This window comes from Halomicrobium sp. HArcht1-1, assembly GCF_058933285.1.
Genome location: NZ_JBZYDL010000001.1, coordinates 2,306,778 through 2,324,486, shown reverse-complemented (window position 1 = coordinate 2,324,486; position 17,709 = coordinate 2,306,778). Strand labels below are relative to the sequence as shown.

The window sequence follows — 17,709 nt, the reverse complement described above, 5'->3', positions numbered from 1 at the left end:
CCGATGCGGGTCGCCATCCTCGGCTGCGGGTACGTCGGGCTGGCGCTCTGTCGCCAGTTGACCGACGCGGGCCACGGCGTGATCGGTGTACGCCGCTCTCCAGACGCCACGGCGGCGATCGAGGACGCCGGTGGCACGGCGGTCCGGGCCGACGTGACCGAGGCCGACGAGCTCGCTGCCGTCCCCGACGTAGACGCGATCGTCTTCGCTGCCAGTTCCGGCGGGCGGGGAGCCGACGCGGCGCGCCGGGTGTACGTCGAGGGCCTTCAGACGGTGATCGACCACTTCGGAGCGCGCGACGAGTCGCCAGCGCGGCTCGTGTACACGTCGAGTACGGGCGTGTACGGCGACCACGACGGCGACTGGGTCGACGAGACGACGCCGCTCGACCCCCAGACCGACAAGACGCGGGTCCTCGCCGAGGCCGAGCGCATCGCCAGGGAGCGGGCGCTGGAGCGCGGCATCGACGGGACCGTCGCCCGCTTTGCCGGACTGTACGGTCCCGACCGGTACCGGCTGGAGCGGTACCTCGACGGTCCCGTCACCGAGGGGTACCTGAACATGGTTCACTGCGCGGACGCGGCGGGCGCGGTCGCTTTCTTCCTCCGCGAGGGAGTGGCGCGCGACGAGACTGTGCTGGTCGTCGACGACGAACCGGTCTCGAAGTGGACCTTCGCCGACTGGCTGGCCGACGAGTGTGGCGTCGCAGAGCCACCCAAACAGACCACGGGCGAGCGTCTCGCGGACGACGATCTCTCGGAGACCGCGCGTCGTCGGATCCAGACGAGCAAGCGCTGCTCGAACGACCGACTGCACTCGCTGGGCTACGAGTTCGCCCATCCGACCTTCCGGTCGGGGTACCGCGACGCGATCGAGCGCTACCGTGCCGGGAACTGACGGCCACACGTATCAGACCAGGGGAACCTTCTTATCCGGTGACGCTGAAAACTGCGTCCGTATGCCGATCTGGCAAGTAGGTGGCCTCCAGCGAGTCGTCGATAGCGTCACCGTGTTCGCGCGTGAATCGCCGCTGGTGGCCGCGCTCGTGGTGGTCGGACTCCTCGTCTTTCTCGTCGGGGTCCGGCTCGCGATCGACAGACTCCGCCGATCGCCGGCCGAACGCCTCCAGCGGCTGCTGGCGTCGACCGACGAGATCGCCGTGTTGATGCATCCGAATCCCGATCCGGACGCGATGTCGAGTGCGCTGGCCGTCAGCAGGCTGGCGGCGCAGGCCGGTTCGTCGCCGACGCTGTACTACCCCGGACAGATTCGCCACCAGGAAAACCGTGCATTTCAGACCGTTCTCGACCTGGACTTCGATCGCATCGAGAAGGCCGGCCAGCTACAGGAAAACGAGGTCGTCCTGGTCGACCACAACGAGGCGCGCGGCTTTCCCGGCGCGGAGACCATCGATCCGATCGCCGTCATCGACCACCACCCCGGCGGCGGCGAGGGGTCGGAGTTTTCCGACGTGCGCACCGGATACGGTGCCTGTGCGACGATCTTCGCGGAGTACTTCGAGGAACTCGACTGGGAACTGGCCGACGACGACGCGGCGGCCGACGACGACGAGCAGATCGACCAACAGGTCGCGACGGGGCTGCTCTACGGCATCCAGTCGGACACCAAGCAGCTCACGAAGGGGTGTTCGTCCGCGGAGTTCTCGGCGGCCGAATACCTCTACGACGGAATCGACGAAGACCTGCTCGACAGAATCGCGAACCCACAGGTCGACGCCGAGGTGTTAGACGTGAAAGCCCGTGCGATCACCGACCGCCAGATCGAGAACGCCTTCGCGATCAGCGACGTGGGTGCGATCTCGAACGTGGACGCGATTCCACAGGCCGCCGACGAACTGCTCCGACTGGAGGGTGTGACGGCGGTCGTCGTGATGGGGCGGAAAGAGGACACGCTGCACCTCTCCGGGCGCTCGCGCGACGACCGCGTCCACATGGGCAACGTCCTCCAGACGGTCGTCGACGACATTCCGATGGGGTCGGCGGGCGGCCACGCCCGGATGGGTGGGGGCCAGCTCTCGATCGATCACATGAACGGGATCGGACCGGGCAGCGGCGTCGCGATGACCGACTTCAAGGGGCACCTGTTCGACGCGATGGCCGGCGACATCTGACTGCTTTTGGCGGTCGAGAGCCAACGACGACTATGGCAACTCAGTCGGCGACCTGGGCCTACCGTGACGACCACGACGACTTCGCCCGCACCTACTTCAGGCGGTTCGGCGACTGTGTCGTTTCCAGTATCGGCGTCGGCACCTACCTGGGCGACCCGACCGACGAGCAAGACGAGCGCTACCGGGAAGCGATCGCCGACGCGCTCCGCTCGGGAATCAACGTCGTCGACACGGCGATCAACTACCGACACCAGCGTTCAGAGCGCGTCGTCGGCGACGTGGTCCGGACGGGGCCGGTCGACAGAGAAGCGGTCCTCGTGGCGACGAAAGGCGGGTTCGTCCCCTTCGACGGGGACCGGCCGGCCGATCCCGGCGCGTACGTCAGGTCGGAGTATCTCGACACCGGCATCGTCGACAGCGACGACCTCGTCCGCGGGCACCACTGCATCGCACCGGCGTTCATCGAGGACCAGCTCGACCGCTCGCTGGAGAACCTCGGGGTGGACACGATCGACCTCTACTACGTCCACAACCCGGAGACACAGCTCGAAGCGAACTCGCGAGCGGCGGTGTACGACCAGCTCGAAGCGACCTTCGAGCGCCTGGAGCGACGCCGCGCGGCGGGGGACATCAGACACTACGGCGTGGCGACGTGGGACGCGTTCCGGGTGCCCGCGGACCACGACAGCTACCTCTCGCTGCCCGAGATCGTGCGTCGTGCACAGTCGGCGGCCGACACGGTCGACAACGAGACGACGGGCTTTCGCGGGGTCCAGCTTCCCTTCAACGTGCAGATGGCCGACGCCTTCACCGTCGAGGCCCACGAGGGTGCGGAGGACACCCAGTCGGCGCTGTGGTTCGCACACGAGGCCGAGCTGTCGGTGTTTACCAGCGCGTCGATCATGCAAGGGGAGCTGTCGACGGGGCTGCCCGACGATATCGCGGCCAGACTCGACGGCGACACCAGCGTCCAGCGCTCGATCAACTTCGCCCGGTCGCCGCCGGGCGTCACGTCCGCGCTGGTGGGGATGGGATCGCCCGAGCACGTCGTCGAGAACGTCGCCGCCGGTCGGTACGAACCACTCGGTGCGAGCGCGTTCGACGCCGTCTTCGAGTAGCTACATCTCCTGCCACTTGCTCTCACAGTTCGGACAGACGCGGATCTTTCCGATCTCGTCGGGATCGTTCTCCGTTCCCAGCTCCTGGTCACAGCTGGTACAGGAGAGCCGCCCGTAGTTGTCCTTCTCCAGATCCCCCGCCCGCAGTCCGGACCGTACTGAGTCCATGGCTGGTGGTGGAACGGCCGAGGGTAAAAAGGCTCGCGACGGACCGGAAGGTTTGTGCCGTTGACTGACCGACCAGTTAGCGTGTCTCGCCGAACGGTCTTCGGGTCGTTGCTGGGGCTGGTCTTCCTGGTCAACCTCGCTCGGGTCGTGTTCGCGCCCCTGCTGGAGCCACTCGGTGGCGCACTCGACGCCAACGACGCCGCGCTGGGGACCATCGCGACGCTCGCGTGGCTCGGGAGCGCGCTGCCCCGCATCCCGACCGGCTACCTGCTGACGCGAATCTCTCGCAGCGCCGTCATCCTCGCGTCCTCGGGGATTTTGGCGGTCGCGGCCGTCGCCACGTCGCTCGCCAACAGCGTCCCGGCCGTGATGGTGGGGGCCTTCCTGATGGGACTCGCCAGCGGCTCGTACTTCATCGCGGGCAATCCCCTGGCGAGCGAACTGTTTCCCGACCGGGTCGGCTCCACTCTGGGTATCCACGGCACCGCCAGTCAGTTCGCAGCCGTCAGTGCGCCGGCGATCGTCGGTGTCGCCATCGGGTTCGGCGACTGGCGCACCGTCTTTCGCGCGATCGCGGTCGCGGCGGTCGTCTCCGGGATCGCCTTCGCGCTCACTGCTCGTCGGACGGAGATGCCCGACGCCGGCGACGAGGACACCGCCTTCCTCGGGGCCGCACGGCACCAGTGGCGGATCATCCTCGCCGGTGTCGCCGTCATCGGCGTCACCGGACTGGTCTGGAACGGCCTGTTCAACTTCTACGTGAAGTACTTCCTCGCGAAGGGGCTGACCGGTTCCCAGGCGAATCAGCTGCTGACGATCGCGTTCGGCGCTGGCGTGCCGGCCTTCTTCGTCTCCGGGCGGCTGGCCGACCGACTGCCGGTGTTGCCCTACATCCTCTCGATCATCGGCGGGTTCCTGCTCTCGGTCTACGCGACGACGCTGTTGTCCAGCTACCTCGGGCTGGCCGTCCTCAGCGCCGTTCTCGGCTACGTGATCCACAGCCTCTTTCCCGCGGTCGACACGTACCTGCTGGGCTCGCTCCCCGACCACCACCGCGGGAGCGCCTACGCCGTCTACAGCGGGACGATGATGATTATCCAGGCCTCGGGCAGCACGATCGTCGGCAGCCTCTCGTCGGCCGGCTACTCCTTCGAGACGATCTTCACCTGGCTGGTGGCGGTGCTCGCGGCGGTGTTGCTCGGGCTCACGGGACTGTACGTCGACGGCCAGCTTCCGACCGGCGCACGGGCGTAGGCACGCTGTTTTTGGGGCCAGAACCGAAGTGGAGAGTGATGGAGTACGTCCAGGAACGGATCGCTACGCTACACGATTACGACGACACGAACCCCGACGCGCCGACCGATCGGGCCGCGGTCGTCGTCCCCATGACCGAGCGCGAGCACGCCAGCCTCGCGGCCGAGCACGTCCTCTCGACGCTGGCGTCGGTCGATCCCGAGCGGGTGTACGTCCCGTTGCGGGCCAGCCCGGGCGAGGTGGTCGCGGTGACCGAGTGGATCGACGGCTTCGACTTCGACGCCGAGGTGCTGTGGTGCAACGCGCCCCGCGTCGAGGAGCACCTGCGCGAGCGTGACCTCGTCGCCGAGGCCGGCAAAGGCCGAGACGTGTGGCTCGCGCTGGGCGTTGCCGCGCGCCACGACTACGTGGTGGTCCACGACGCCGACGCAACGAGCTACGGGGCCGAGCACGTCCCGAAGCTGCTCGCACCGCTGGCCGGCGACCACAGCTTCGCCAAGGGCTACTACGCCCGCGTCGAGGACGGACGGCTCTACGGGCGGCTGTTTCGCCTGTTCGTCCGCCCGCTCTTGCGCGCCCTCGACGAGACGGTCGATCATCCGGTGATCGACTACCTCCTGTCGTTCCGCTACGCGCTGGCCGGCGAGTTCGCCGCGACGAGTGCGGTCGCCAGATCGCTCCGCGCCCAGCCCGGCTGGGGACTGGAGATCGGCACGCTCGGGGACGCCTACGACGCGGCGGGCTTTTCCGGCAGCGCACAGGTCGACCTGGGGACCCACGAGCACGACCACCGTTCGGTCGGCGGCCCGTCGGGACTGGGCGACATGTGCGAGGCGGTCGGGAGTGCGCTCTTCCGGGTGCTCGACGACCAGGGCGTCGCCGTCGACTACGACCGCCTCCGGGACGCGTACACGACCGCTGCCGACGCGCTCGTCGACCAGTACGCCGCCGACGCGCGGTTCAACGGGCTGACCTACGACGCCGCCAGCGAGCGCGAGCAGGTCCGGGAGTACGTCCGTGGGGTGGCCGACCCCGGTGAGGACCGTCGACTGCCGGCCTGGGATCGCTGTGACGTGGCTCCCGAGACGATCCGCGGACTGTCACGGGACGCAATCGACGAGAGAGAATAAACGGAGTTTAAGTCCCGCCCGTCAAACGAACGCCCATGGACGATCGAACGTACACGGCAGACGCCGAGCCCGGTGACACGGTCACCGTCGCCGGCTGGGTCCACGAGGTGCGCGACCTCGGTGGCATCGCATTCCTCATCCTCCGAGACACGACCGGAAAGATTCAGGTCAAGTTCGAGAAAGACGAGATGGACGACGACCTCGTCGAGACGGGTCTGAACGTCCACCGCGAGTCCGTCATCTCCGTGACGGGCGACGTGGAAGAAGAGCCCCGCGCACCGACCGGCGTCGAGGTCACGCCCGCGTCGGTCGACGTGATCAGCGAGGCCGACCCCGAACTGCCTCTCGACCCCTCCGGCAAGGTCGACGCCGAGCTGTCGACCCGACTGGACAACCGCACGCTGGACCTCCGCAAGGACGAGGTCAAGGCGATCTTCGAGATCCGCGCGGAAGTGCTGCGCGCGGTGCGCGAACAGTTCCGCGAACTCGGCTGCACGGAGATCAACACGCCCAAGATCGTCGCCACCGGCACCGAGGGCGGGACGGAACTGTTCCCGATCACCTACTTCGGCCAGGAAGCGTTCATGAACCAGAGCCCCCAGCTGTTCAAGCAACTGATGGTCGGCTCTGGACTGGAGCGAGTCTTCGAGATCGGCCCGATCTTCCGCGCCGAGGAACACAACACGCCGCGCCACCTCAACGAGGCGACCTCGATCGACTTCGAGTCGGCCTTCGCCGATCACACCGAAGCGATGGACGCCTGTGAGGCCGTCGTCAAGGCCGCTTACGAGGCCGTCGAGGCGAACTGTCAGGACGCGCTCGAAGCGCTGGACCTGGCCGACGAGTTCGAGGCACCCGAGGGCGAGTTCCCGCGCCTGACCTACGAGGAGGCCATCGAGCGCATCAACGCCACGGGCGAGCTCGACGAGCCGCTCGTCTGGGGCGACGACCTGCCGACCGAGGGCGAACACGCACTCGGCCAGGACGTGGGCGAGCACTACTTCATCACCGACTGGCCAAGCGAGATCAAGCCGTTCTACATCATGGACAAGGACGACGAGGTCTCGACCGGCTTCGACATGATGCACCCGTCGATGGAACTGGTCTCGGGCGGCCAGCGTGAGCACCGCTACGACCACCTCGTCGAAGGGTTCGAACAGCAGGGCCTCGACCCCGAAGCCTTCGACTACTACACGAAGATGTTCAAGTACGGCATGCCCCCACACGCCGGCTGGGGACTGGGCGGCGAACGCCTCATCATGACGATGCTCGGACTCGGCAACATCCGCGAAGCCGTTCTCTTCCCGCGAGATCGGCAGCGACTCAGTCCCTAGGACTGGTCGCTGGCAGTTGAGCGGGTGCTCGGAAGTCGCAGGCCCGCGCAGCCGAGCAACGCGAGGCGAGCAGGACCGTCTTCAGGTGTTCCCGCGAGATCGCCAACGTCTGAGCCCGTAGGGCGAAGACGTTGGGAACCAACGAGGCGAGCGGCTCTCGCCGACGACCACACGATTTTTATTGGAGCCACGACACCAGCCACGCGTGTTCCAAATGGTCCCCCTCCAGGCTGGATTCTTCCTGGTGTTTCTGTTGTTCGGCCTCGCAATCACCGCGCTGTGGGTGTGGGTGTCGTACTGGGTGTACACCGACGCCACCGACCGCGGCATGGACACCGCGACGCTGTGGGCCGTCGTCACGTTCGTCGGCGGCGTCATCGGACTGCTGATCTACATCCTCGTTCGCGAGGACTCGTCGGCGTCCCAGGCGGTGTCACCCTAGTCGCCGATTTCGCCGACGGCGCGCTCGCGGAGTTCGCCGGTCAGGTGCGTCCCGTGCTGGTCGATCCGGCGGACGATCCGCTTTGCCTGTCGCGGGCTCAGGTACTTGTCTTCCAGCGTCGCCCGAACGACGACGCCGAAGCTGCTGGTGACCTGGGCACCGAGTCCGCGACACATCTGGCGGACGGTCCGATCCTCCGAGACGACGGCGACGGCCGATCGATCGTCGGGGTCCCGACGCGCCAGGACTCCCGCGATCACCGACGCCGCCGTCCCCACATCCTTCTCGCCGAGGAGTCGCTGCGCGTGCTCGATGTCGGCGTCGGCTTCGGTGATCGCTCGTACGTCGTCGCCGTCGAGCAACTCGTCGAGGTTCGTCGCCGTCGGCTCGACGGTCGAGCCCTCCCGGACGGGCTGGGGCACGACGACGTCGCCGTCGAAAGAGGTCAGCAAAGAGAGTTCGCCGACCTGTCCGAGGCTGTACACCGCCGTCGGACCGACGTAGATCCGACTCATAGCTCCGTCGCGGTGTCGGCGTCGAGCTCCAGATCCGACAGCGCGAGCTGTGTCGTGAGGTTCCGCTCCCGGGCCACGTCGAGCCACTCGGCGATCGAGAGATCGGCCAGCTGTGCGGCCTCGGCGGCCGACACGTCGCCGGACTGGTAGCGCTCGACCGCGACCCGAATCCGGAGGGTCTCCAGCCCCTCGTCGAGGGCCTTCCTGATCGTCGTCGAGCGGTCCTCTGCGAGCAGTTCTGCGACGGCGTCCAGCTCTGCCTGCTCCTCGTCGGAGAGACGCGCACTGATCGTCGGCATGTTTGCGTCCAACTACGCCGTATTACATAAACGTGTGGCCCTCGGGTCCGCGCCCGGTCGAAGGCGAGTGTCGTCCCGAACGCGTCTCATACGGATTATTGTAGCCGTTTTCCCGGTCGACCGCACCACGGTGTGCGGTCAATCCGGTAAAGATCTACAATAATCCGTCTCAGAGTCCCTCGATGCTCCGGAGTTTCTGCTCGACTGCCGGCGGCGCGCCGCTGGGGCCGTCCCGGACGCGGTGGTCGGGGATCACCAGCGGGACCGGGTTGTCCGCGAGGGACTCTCTGACGATCCGGCGACTCTCGTCGTCGTTCGGATCGAGCACTGGGGCCATCCGAACGAGTTGGTCGACGCCGGCCTCCTCGCCGTAAGGGATCTCCCGGACCGCTTCGAGCACGCTCCGGCGCTCGGTAGAGACGGTCAGGCCGACGTCGACGTCACGAAAATCGTCCGTCTCGTTGCTTAGATACGCCTCGATTCGGTCGAGGAGGTCGTGGTCGGCTCGACTCTCCGCTGCCGGCTGCTCGGGGAACGACAGCTGGATGATCTTCTCGCCTGCTGCCCCGAACTGGACGTACCGGTCGAGAAACTCGAACTCGCGCGCGTAGATTCCCGCGTCTGGGCTGGCCATGTCCGGTCACTCGCCCGGTCGCGTCTTGAAGATTCGGCTCCGGAACGACGAACCGCTGTCCGAGACGCCGACGGGTCCCTGCCAGCGAGCCGACCCCGTCGAGGGCCACCGAGCGAACCGAGGGCGTCGTCGCCAAGGGCAAGTCTTATGTGCAACTCTGTCCGTTAGTGTACAGTAATGGGCGATAGTGAGGAGATCGCACCGGCGGTCGAGTCGATCCTGGCGGCGGCCCGCGAGCGTGGCGGTGCCGACGGCCGCGTCGACGTCGAGCCCCGGTCGTTGACCGACGCGTTCGCGGCCGCCGAGGCGGACGGTCGCGTCCCGGTGATCGCCGAGGTAAAGCCGACGAGTCCGACTGCGGCGGGGGAACGCACGGAGGATCCGGTCGCGCTGGCCGAGCAGATGGTCGAAGGCGGGGCGGCGGCCCTCTCCGTGCTGACCGAGCCCGACCACTTCGGTGGGTCCGCAGCGACGCTGGCCCGGATCCGCGAGGCCGTCGACGTGCCGGTTCTTCGCAAGGATTTCGTCCTCCACGAGGACCAGTTAGACGTGGTCGAAGCGGACGTGATCCTGTTGATCGTGCGCTTTCTCGACGAGCCCGGCACGGGCGATCTGGCGGACCTGCTCTCGGCCGCCCGCGAGCGGGGATTCCAGGTCCTCGTCGAGACCCACACGGCCGACGAGCTGGCGCGGGCCATCGAGGCCGGCGCGGAGATCGTCGGCGTCAACAACCGCGATCTGGCGAAGCTGGCGGTGGATCTGGGCACCTTCGAGCGGGTCGCACCGGACGCACACGAGGGCGTGACTCTCGTCGCCGAGAGCGGCATCCAGAGCCCGGCCGACGTGGCCCGGATGCGCCGGGCCGGGGCCGACGCCCTGCTCGTCGGCTCTGCGATCATGGACCACGGCACACCGGCCGAGGAGACGGACGTGACAGCGAACACACGACGACTGACGACAGCGACGACAACACATGAGTAGCGAATCCAAATTCGGCGACTACGGCGGACAGTTCGTACCCGAGGCGTTGATGCCGGCCATCGAGGAGCTGACCGACGCCTACGAGCGGTACGTGATCGACAACGAGGACGGCTTCATGGACGAGTTCCGCCAGCGGCTGGCGGACTTCGGCGGCCGGCCCCTGCCCTTACAGCGGGCCGACCAGCTCTCGGAGCGCTACGACACCGAGGTGTACCTCAAGCGCGAGGACCTGCTCCACGGCGGGGCCCACAAGCTCAACAACGCGCTCGGGCAGGTCCTCCTGGCGAAGTACATGGGCAAAGAGCGGATCGTCGCCGAGACCGGCGCTGGCCAGCACGGCACGGCGACGGCGATGGCCGCGGCCCACCTCGACATGCCCTGCGAGATCTACATGGGCGAGACCGACATCGCCCGCCAGCGGCCCAACGTCTTCCGAATGCGGATCAACGACGCCGAGGTCAACGCCGTGACGACCGGCCGCGGGACGCTCAAAGAGGCGATCAGCGAGACGATGCGAGACTGGGCGACGACCGTCGAGACGACCCACTACGTCATCGGCTCGGTGGTCGGGCCGGCTCCGTTCCCGGCGATGGTTCGGGACTTCCAGTCGGTCATCAGCGAGGAGGCCCGCGAGCAGATCCAGGCACAGACCGGCGAGCTACCCGACGCCGTGCTGGCGTGTGCCGGCGGCGGCTCGAACACGATGGGCGCGTTCCACCACTTCGTTCCGGACGAGGGTGTGGATCTCTACGCCGTCGAGGCCGGGGGCTCCTCGCTGTCGGTCGACGAGGAGGAGGGTGTCGCACCCAACTCGGCGTCGCTGTCGACCGGCGACGAGGGGGTGCTCCACGGGGCGCGCACGAAGCTCCTACAGGACTCTGACGGCCAGATCATGGAGTCACACTCCGTCTCGGCGGGGCTGGACTACGCGGGCGTCGGTCCGGAACTGGCCCACCTCGTCGACGAGGGGCGCGTGACGCCGGTCAACGTCGACGACGACACCGCACTGACGGCGTTCCACCGACTCTCTCAGGACGAGGGGATCATCCCGGCGCTAGAGACTGCCCACGCCTTCGGTTACCTCGAAGAGCACCACGACGACCTCGGCGACACCGTGATCGTCAACGTCTCCGGCCGGGGGGACAAGGACCTCGAAACCGTCATCGAGGAGACCCAGAAGCGAGATCTGGACATCGCGCCGGACATGTCGATCTTCAACGAGATCGGAGGCGGGATCTAGATGGGACTGGAGCGAGCTTTCGCCGACGAACCTGCCTTCGTCCCGTACCTCGCCGCTGGCGACCCCGACTACGACGCCTCGATCAAGTACGTCGAGGCGCTCGCTCGCGGGGGCGCGGACGTGATCGAACTCGGGCTGCCGTTCTCCGAACCGATCGCCGAGGGGTCGACGATCCAGGAGGCCGTCGTCCGCTCGCTGGACGCCGGGATGAGTCCAGATCGGTTCTTCGAGTTCGTCGAGGAGCTGGACGTGGACGTGCCGCTGGTCTGTATGACCTACTACAACCTCATCTACCAGTACGGCTCCGGGCAAGGCCCCGAGCCCTTCGTGAAGAAGGCCGCCGAGGTCGGCATCGAGGGGTTCGTCGTGCCGGACCTGCCAGCCGAGGAGGCCGGACCGCTCCGGGCGGCCTGTGACGAGTACGGACTGGACCTGATCTTCATCGTCGCACCGACCACGAAGGGCGACCGGCTCCGGTCGATGATGGATCAGACCTCGGGGTACGTCTACGTGCAGGCGCGACTGGGCGTCACCGGCGCGCGCGACGACGTGGACGACGCGACCGAGGAGAGCCTCGCCCGCATCAGCGAGTGGGACGTGCCCAAGGCCGTCGGCTTCGGCATCAAGAACGGCGATCACGCGGAGCGGATCGTCTCGGCCGGTGCCGACGGCATCATCGTCGGCTCCGCGCTGGTCGACATCGTGGCCCAGGGCCACGAGAACGGCGACCCCGCCGACGAGGTCGCAGCACGCCTCGAACAGAAGGCCCGCGAACTGAAGCAGGGCGCGCTTCGGGGCGCACAGAATCGGCCGCAACCGGAAGGAACATAATCGTACTTGCCACACATTCGCACAACATGACCGCAGGGAAAGCAGCACGACTGGCGCGGATCGGGACAGGGGGGCGACACGTCATCGTCCCCATGGACCACGGCATCACACTCGGGGCCGTCGACGGTCTCGTCGACATCGAATCGACGATCGACGCGGTCACGACCGGCGGCGCGGACGCCGTCCTCACCCAGCGCGGGGTCGCCGATCGCGTCCACGAGAACACGAACGACGCGGGCTACATCGTCCACCTCAACGGCTCGACTTCGATCGGGCCAGACGAGAGCGACAAACGGCCGACCGGCACCGTCGAGGACGCCATCCGGGCCGGGGCCGACGCCGTCTCCTTTCACATCAACGTCGGCAGCGAGCACGAACCGGACCAGATCTCACAGCTATCCGAGGTCACCAGCGCGGCCCGCGAGTACGGGCTGCCGGTGCTGGCGATGGCCTACGCCCGCGGCCACGACGTTCGCGACGAGGACCCCGAGCTGTTCGCCGAGGACCTCGGCCACGCGGTCCGACTGGCAGAGGAACTCGACGCCGACCTCGTCAAGACCGCCTACAGCGGCACGCCAGCGACGTTCGAGCGCGTCGTCGAGTCGACCGCACTGCCGGTCCTGATCGCGGGCGGCTCGAAGGGCACCGACGAGGAGACCCTCGACATCGTCCGCGGGGCGATGGACGCCGGTGCGGCGGGCGTCTCGATGGGACGCTCGATCTTCCAGCACGAGGAACCCGAGAAGATCGCTCGCGCCGTCGCCAGCGTCGTCCACGAGGACAGCGAGGCCGCCGACGCGCTCCGTGCGGCCGGCCTCGCCGTCGAGGCGTAGCGAACGACGAACACGGCCACCGCTTGCGACTTCTGACCGACGAGACAGTGACGTGCCGACGGCGATCCCTCTAGCCGGGCCGATTGCCCGCATTCGCCACGTTCAAGCGGGACCGATTCGAGAGGTGGGACAATGACACGAAGCGTGTGGCTCAAGGCCGACAGCGAGGTCGGCGACTGGGAGACCCGAAAGCGCCGAATCACCGCCGGCCTCGAAGCCGGGGTCGACTGGGTGCTGGTCGACGAACACGACGTGGCCCGCGTCCGGGACCTCGGCGAGGTCAACGTCGCCGCCTTCGCCGGTGGCGACGTGACGGTCATGGACGCCGAGGGCGAGGAAGCCGAACCCGACGCTCGGGTCGTCGGCAAGGACGGCGAGGGCGACGGCACCGTCGACCTGCCCTCTGACTTCTCTGGCTCTGCGGACCTCTCTGCGCTCCGCCAGGACGGCGAGGCCCCACAGGGTGGCTACGTCCGCATCCGGTCCAAGGAGTACGAGGGCTTCGCCGAGGCCGTCGCCGAGGAGGCCGCCTTCACCATCGTCATCGGCGACGACTGGCAGATCATCCCTCTGGAGAATCTCATCGCCCGCGTGGGCGATGAGACGGAGCTGATCACCGGCGTCCAGACCGCAGAAGACGCCAAGACCGCCTACGAGACGCTCGAACTCGGTGCCGACGGCGTCCTGCTGGACACCGACGACCCGGACGAGATCCGCCGCACCGTCGAGGTCCGCGACGAGGCCGGCCGCGAACAGCTCTCGCTGTCCTGGGCCGAGGTCACCGACATCGAACAGACCGGGTCCGCGGACCGCGTCTGCATCGATACGGGCTCGCTGATGGAACACGACGAGGGAATGCTGATCGGCTCGATGGCACGCGGGCTCTTCTTCGTCCACGCCGAGACTGCCGAGTCGCCCTACGTGGCCTCGCGTCCCTTCCGGGTCAACGCCGGTGCGGTCCACGCCTACGTCCGCACGCCCGACGGCGGGACCAAGTACCTCTCGGAACTCCAGAGCGGCGACGAGGTCCAGGTCGTCGACACCGACGGCAACACCCGCGAGGCCATCGTCGGCCGCGCCAAGATCGAGAAACGGCCGATGTTCCGCGTCCAGGCAGAGACGGAGGACGGCGACCGCATCGAGACGCTGATCCAGAACGCAGAGACGATCAAGATGCACACCAGCGAGGGCCGGACGGCGATCACCGACATCGAACCCGGCGACGAACTCCTGCTGTACACCGACGACAAGGCCCGTCACTTCGGCGAGGCCGTCGAAGAGTCGATCATCGAGAAGTAGCGCTCTGCGGTCTCCTCGTCACTGGAGCTCTGCCGTACACCAGTGACAGAAGTCGAGGTCCTCGTCGAGTTCCCGCCCGCAGTAGGGGCACTGCTGGCCCTCTTCGATGGCGGCCGCGGCGTTGATCTCGGTCGCGATCCGGTAGGCGTCGAGCACGCTCAAAAGCGAGACGGCCAGCAACGCGCCGCGGGCCTGCCAGGAGAGGGCGCGGATCATCTCGACCGACGCCGTCCAGATCGCCTCCGGCGTCGTGGCCGCCGGGAGCGTGGCCTCCGGCGCGAGGATACTGACGCCGAGCATCGCGAGGCTGAACCACAGCAGCGCACGGATCCACTCACGGAGGTAGAGGTGACCGAGACCGGGCGAGAGAAACGCCAGGGCGGCGGCGAGCAGGGGCCGTTTCTGGTCTGCATCGACCATGGTACCCCCCACTCCCGGGCCAATCGTTGTTAATCTTGCGCACCGAGTTCTCTTCCAGTGGTTGCCGGTCGCTCTCCGGAGTCATACTGCCGGCTGTCACTTCGTGAGGATCTTCGCCACCCCGGGGTGGCGAAATCGGTCACAGATGTACAGCCGGTCGTATCAGGACAGCTGGTCGACCAGCCGTCTGAGCGTCGCCAGATCGTACTGTCCGGGTGCCGTGGCGTCGGCCGGATCGACGGGCGCGTAGCCGATCCGGGAGCCATACAGCGGCGCGACGGGCCGAGAGTGGCGGCCGGCCTCGCCCATCGCCATCGTCGCCACGGTCTCGCCGGCCTCGGTCAGCCGGTGGGTCGCTTCCAGGAGCGCGAGCACGTCGCCACGGTCCCGTGCCGTCGTCGCGATCTTGCCCACGTCGCCGTACTCGCAGGCCCGTTCCAGCCGAGCCACGATGTCGTCTTCGGCCGGCGTCGCCTCGAAGTCGTGAGTCGAGACGACGACGCTCGCGCCGTGATCGCGAGCGTGCGAGACGACGCGGGCGGCGTCGTGTTCCCCCTCGCCTTCGAGGGCAGCAAGCTCCACGTCGACGGCCGTGACGCCGTCGTGTTCGACGGCCGTTTCGAGGGCGTCGAGTCGGGCGGCGTCGTCCGCGGCTTCGCCGCCCTCCCACTCGACGCGGTTGGTGACGAGCAGCGGCAGGTCTCCTTCGTAGTCGTCGAGCATCGCCAGTGGCTCGTCGGCGAAGTCCATCCGTAGCTCCATCCCGTCGGCGTCCTCGCGAGCGGCCGGTTCGTCGGCGAGGTCGGCCCCCGCTGCCAGTAGCGTAAACGAGTCGAAGTCCATGCGCCGCTGTTCTTTTGACTCCCACTAAGCCTGTTCGCTCTCGCCGTCGGGGCACGCTTCGATCGGCGAGTGGGTCGCGCGATACCCCTCGTCGGTCCGTTCGACGCCGTCGACGCCGTAAAAGCGGATGCGTCGCTCCTGTTTGGTGTTGACGGCGGTGTCGTAGTGTTCGGCCTCGTAGCCGGGTTCGTTCCCGTCGGCTCGTCGCTGCTGGACCCACTCGCAGTGATCGGCGAGTCGCCGCTGGGCGATCGCCCGCGAGCGCTCGGGGGCGTCCTCGACGCGGTCGTCGAGCGCAGAGAGCAGATCGGCGTCCCGGTCGTAGCCCACCGAGTTGCGGCCGGCGACGAGCGCGGCCATCGTCGTCGTGCCGGTCCCGAGGAAGGGATCGAGGACGGTGTCGCCGTACGTCGAGAACATCGAGACGAGTCGGTAGGGCAGTTCCAGCGGGAAGGCACCGGACCGTTCGCGCAGCCCGTCCTCGACGGCCTGGCGCTCGCCCGTCAGCTCCCACAGGTCCGAGAACCAGACGTTTCGCTCCTCCCAGAAGTACGCGCTCTCGTAGCGGTCGTCGTCGCCGGGCGGGAAGGTGCGCCGTTGCCCGTTTCGAAAGACGAGGACGTGTTCGTGTTCCAGCGTCGGGTAGGCGTTGGGCGGCAACATTCCCGAGCCCATGAACTTCGTCGCGCGGTTCGAGGGCTTGCGCCAGAGGATGTCCGGTAGCGCCCGGAGGCCCCGGTCGGTCAGGCGGGTCGTGATCTCCGCGTGGTTCGAGAACGACCGAAAGCCGTCGCCGATCGAGCGGGTGGCGTCGCCGACGTTGATGCAGGCGATCCCGCCCGGCCGGAGTACCCTGACCACCTCGGCCCAGACGGTATCGAGCACGTCGTGCATCAACTGGAAGGCGCGCTCGCCGTCTTCGTCCGCCAGCGCGTCCTCGACGGCGGGGTCGAGCGTCGCGAAGATGTCGTCCCACATCTCGATCATCGGATACGGTGGCGAGGTCACGACCAGGTCGACGCTGTCGTCGGGCAGCGCCAGCTCGCGGGCGTCACCCGTCACTACCCGGTGAGTCGTCTCCATAGAACGGCAGTCGAAACGAACCCCCTCGTGTCTTCTGGTTCGCGCTCTAGCGGCGCTCGATCATGTCCTGCAGTTCGTTGACCTTCGCGGCCTGTTGCTCGTTGGCCGCGGCGATCTGCTCGATCTCCGTGGCGACCTCCTCGGCGCTCTCGGCGGTCGTGTCGACCATGCTCGCGACCTCCTCGGTCGAGGCGGCCTGTTCGTCCGTCGCGGAGGCGACCTCCTCGGCACCCATCGCGGCCTCCTCGACGGCCTCGTCGATCTTCCGGAGGATGTCGACGGCCGTCTCGACCTGCGTGAGCCCCTCCTCGACCTGCTCGTTGGCGTGGTCGATGCTCTGGACGGTCTCTTCGGTGTCAGACTTGATGTTCGAGACCAGCTCTTCGATCTCGGCCGCGTTCTGTTGGGACTCCTCGGCGAGGCTCTTGACCTCGTTGGCGACGACTGCGAACCCCTCGCCGGCCTCGCCCGCTCGCGCGGCCTCGATGGAGGCGTTCAACGCCAGCATGTTCGTCTGGTCTGCGATGTCGTTGATCACTTCGACGATCTCGTCGATCTCGTCGATGCGGTCGCGCAACTGCTTGACGTCGGCCGACACGTCGGTGTTGGCCTCGTCGACGGCCTCCATCGCACCGATCGCGTCGTCGGCGGCCTCGCGGCCCTCGGCGGCGAGATCGCGGGCGTCGTCGCTGACCTGCTTGACCTGGCTGGCACTGGAGGCGACCTCCTCGACGGTCGCCGAGAGGTTCGACACCTCGCTCGCGACCTCGCGCATGTTCTCGGACTGCTCGTTTGCGAGATCGCTGATCTGCTGGGAACTCTCCGAGACACCCTCGGAGGCCCGGAGCAACTCGTCGATCGCGCTCCCGAGTTCGCCACCAGCGAGAGTTCCACCAGACGAGGCCTCGACGCCTCCATCGGTACTTCGTTCCTGGTCCATAGCGGTACCAGCGTCTGGGACCGAATTAAACGTGACCACTCAGTTATCAGGGCTGATTACGCCAGCGGCAGCGAGACTGGCGGCCGCGTCGGCTCGCCGTCTCCGAGCGGCGAAAAACGGGCTCCAGTTAGACGGAGTGGCGTCGACGTTTGTCCGGTCGACCGGGCGGCGTCCCGCTGAACGCTGTGCGGACGGGCTCGGGAGACGACGGAGA

Annotated in this window: 20 protein-coding genes; 12 read left to right on the top strand and 8 right to left on the bottom strand. The window is 67.6% G+C overall.

All coding sequences use genetic code 11. The features are described 5' to 3' along the window. Positions 1–3 precede the first annotated feature (3 nt). The 3 genes from AC5FRZ_RS12240 (at position 4) to AC5FRZ_RS12230 (ending at position 3,249) form a co-directional block, all read left to right on the top strand. Positions 4–897: an SDR family oxidoreductase gene (locus tag AC5FRZ_RS12240; protein ID WP_493564716.1), complete on the top strand. Its 894-nt coding sequence runs from the start codon at positions 4–6 to the stop codon at positions 895–897. A gap of 61 nt (positions 898–958) precedes the next feature. Further along, a complete protein-coding gene (locus AC5FRZ_RS12235; protein WP_170095044.1) occupies positions 959–2,131 on the top strand; it encodes a DHH family phosphoesterase in 1,173 nt (390 codons plus the stop codon). A gap of 32 nt (positions 2,132–2,163) precedes the next feature. Further along, complete coding sequence (locus AC5FRZ_RS12230; protein ID WP_493564715.1) at positions 2,164–3,249, top strand: aldo/keto reductase; 1,086 nt, start codon at positions 2,164–2,166, stop codon at positions 3,247–3,249. Here the strand turns inward: AC5FRZ_RS12230 and AC5FRZ_RS12225 are convergent, their stop codons facing one another. Beyond that, positions 3,250–3,417: an HVO_0758 family zinc finger protein gene (locus AC5FRZ_RS12225; protein WP_170095042.1), complete on the bottom strand. Its 168-nt coding sequence runs from the start codon at positions 3,415–3,417 to the stop codon at positions 3,250–3,252. It abuts the gene before it with no gap. Positions 3,418–3,534: 117 nt separating this feature from the next. On the opposite strand from AC5FRZ_RS12225, the gene AC5FRZ_RS12220 reads away from it, so the two are divergent. The 4 genes from AC5FRZ_RS12220 (at position 3,535) to AC5FRZ_RS12205 (ending at position 7,577) form a co-directional block, all read left to right on the top strand. Beyond that, positions 3,535–4,671, top strand: a complete 1,137-nt coding sequence (locus AC5FRZ_RS12220) for an MFS transporter (RefSeq protein WP_493565085.1) — start codon at positions 3,535–3,537, stop codon at positions 4,669–4,671. Positions 4,672–4,709: 38 nt separating this feature from the next. Next, the gene (locus AC5FRZ_RS12215; RefSeq protein WP_493564714.1) at positions 4,710–5,801 is read left to right on the top strand and encodes a glycosyltransferase family protein; all 1,092 of its coding nucleotides are present in this window, start codon (positions 4,710–4,712) and stop codon (positions 5,799–5,801) included. A 35-nt stretch (positions 5,802–5,836) separates the two neighbouring features. Beyond that, entirely contained in the window at positions 5,837–7,135 is a 1,299-nt protein-coding gene (gene aspS / locus AC5FRZ_RS12210) for an aspartate--tRNA(Asn) ligase (RefSeq protein WP_493564713.1), read from the top strand. Between the two features lie 214 nt (positions 7,136–7,349). Beyond that, positions 7,350–7,577, top strand: coding sequence for a PLDc N-terminal domain-containing protein (locus AC5FRZ_RS12205; RefSeq protein WP_208627365.1), 228 nt, complete (start codon positions 7,350–7,352; stop codon positions 7,575–7,577). Here the strand turns inward: AC5FRZ_RS12205 and AC5FRZ_RS12200 are convergent. From AC5FRZ_RS12200 to AC5FRZ_RS12190, 3 genes are all read right to left on the bottom strand, one after another. Continuing rightward, entirely contained in the window at positions 7,574–8,092 is a 519-nt protein-coding gene (locus AC5FRZ_RS12200) for a PIN domain-containing protein (protein ID WP_493564712.1), read from the bottom strand. The genes AC5FRZ_RS12205 and AC5FRZ_RS12200 overlap by 4 nt on opposite strands. Then, positions 8,089–8,391, bottom strand: coding sequence for a UPF0175 family protein (locus tag AC5FRZ_RS12195; protein WP_018257935.1), 303 nt, complete (start codon positions 8,389–8,391; stop codon positions 8,089–8,091). The genes AC5FRZ_RS12200 and AC5FRZ_RS12195 overlap by 4 nt, the downstream gene beginning before the upstream one ends. Positions 8,392–8,560: 169 nt before the next feature. Continuing rightward, complete coding sequence (locus tag AC5FRZ_RS12190; RefSeq protein ID WP_493564711.1) at positions 8,561–9,025, bottom strand: MGMT family protein; 465 nt, start codon at positions 9,023–9,025, stop codon at positions 8,561–8,563. Between the two features lie 177 nt (positions 9,026–9,202). Here AC5FRZ_RS12190 and trpC point away from each other — a divergent pair, with 177 nt between their 5' ends. The 5 genes from trpC (at position 9,203) to AC5FRZ_RS12165 (ending at position 14,209) form a co-directional block, all read left to right on the top strand. Beyond that, positions 9,203–10,006, top strand: a complete 804-nt coding sequence (gene trpC, locus AC5FRZ_RS12185; protein WP_493564710.1) for an indole-3-glycerol phosphate synthase — start codon at positions 9,203–9,205, stop codon at positions 10,004–10,006. Further along, positions 9,999–11,246 carry a tryptophan synthase subunit beta gene (trpB, locus tag AC5FRZ_RS12180; RefSeq protein WP_493564709.1) on the top strand — a complete coding sequence of 416 codons (1,248 nt, stop codon included), beginning with the start codon at positions 9,999–10,001 and terminating at the stop codon, positions 11,244–11,246. The genes trpC and trpB overlap by 8 nt, the downstream gene beginning before the upstream one ends. Then, positions 11,247–12,077, top strand: coding sequence for a tryptophan synthase subunit alpha (gene trpA, locus AC5FRZ_RS12175; RefSeq protein ID WP_493564708.1), 831 nt, complete (start codon positions 11,247–11,249; stop codon positions 12,075–12,077). Positions 12,078–12,103: 26 nt separating this feature from the next. Then, complete coding sequence (locus AC5FRZ_RS12170) at positions 12,104–12,910, top strand: 2-amino-3,7-dideoxy-D-threo-hept-6-ulosonate synthase (protein ID WP_153554043.1); 807 nt, start codon at positions 12,104–12,106, stop codon at positions 12,908–12,910. Positions 12,911–13,042: 132 nt separating this feature from the next. Beyond that, a complete protein-coding gene (locus AC5FRZ_RS12165; RefSeq protein WP_170095032.1) occupies positions 13,043–14,209 on the top strand; it encodes a 3-dehydroquinate synthase II in 1,167 nt (388 codons plus the stop codon). An 18-nt stretch (positions 14,210–14,227) separates the two neighbouring features. Here AC5FRZ_RS12165 and AC5FRZ_RS12160 read toward each other — a convergent pair whose 3' ends face one another. The 4 genes from AC5FRZ_RS12160 to AC5FRZ_RS12145 all read right to left on the bottom strand — a co-directional run bounded on the left by AC5FRZ_RS12160 (position 14,228) and on the right by AC5FRZ_RS12145 (position 17,495). Then, on the bottom strand, positions 14,228–14,629 hold the full coding sequence (locus AC5FRZ_RS12160; RefSeq protein WP_493564707.1) for a DUF6677 family protein: 402 nt from the start codon (positions 14,627–14,629) through the stop codon (positions 14,228–14,230). Between the two features lie 162 nt (positions 14,630–14,791). Beyond that, positions 14,792–15,472, bottom strand: a complete 681-nt coding sequence (locus tag AC5FRZ_RS12155) for a type I 3-dehydroquinate dehydratase (protein WP_493564706.1) — start codon at positions 15,470–15,472, stop codon at positions 14,792–14,794. Between the two features lie 24 nt (positions 15,473–15,496). Next, entirely contained in the window at positions 15,497–16,555 is a 1,059-nt protein-coding gene (locus AC5FRZ_RS12150; protein WP_493564705.1) for a DNA-methyltransferase, read from the bottom strand. 46 nt (positions 16,556–16,601) lie between these two features. Further along, positions 16,602–17,495, bottom strand: a complete 894-nt coding sequence (locus AC5FRZ_RS12145; protein WP_153554048.1) for a methyl-accepting chemotaxis protein — start codon at positions 17,493–17,495, stop codon at positions 16,602–16,604. Positions 17,496–17,709 lie beyond the last annotated feature (214 nt).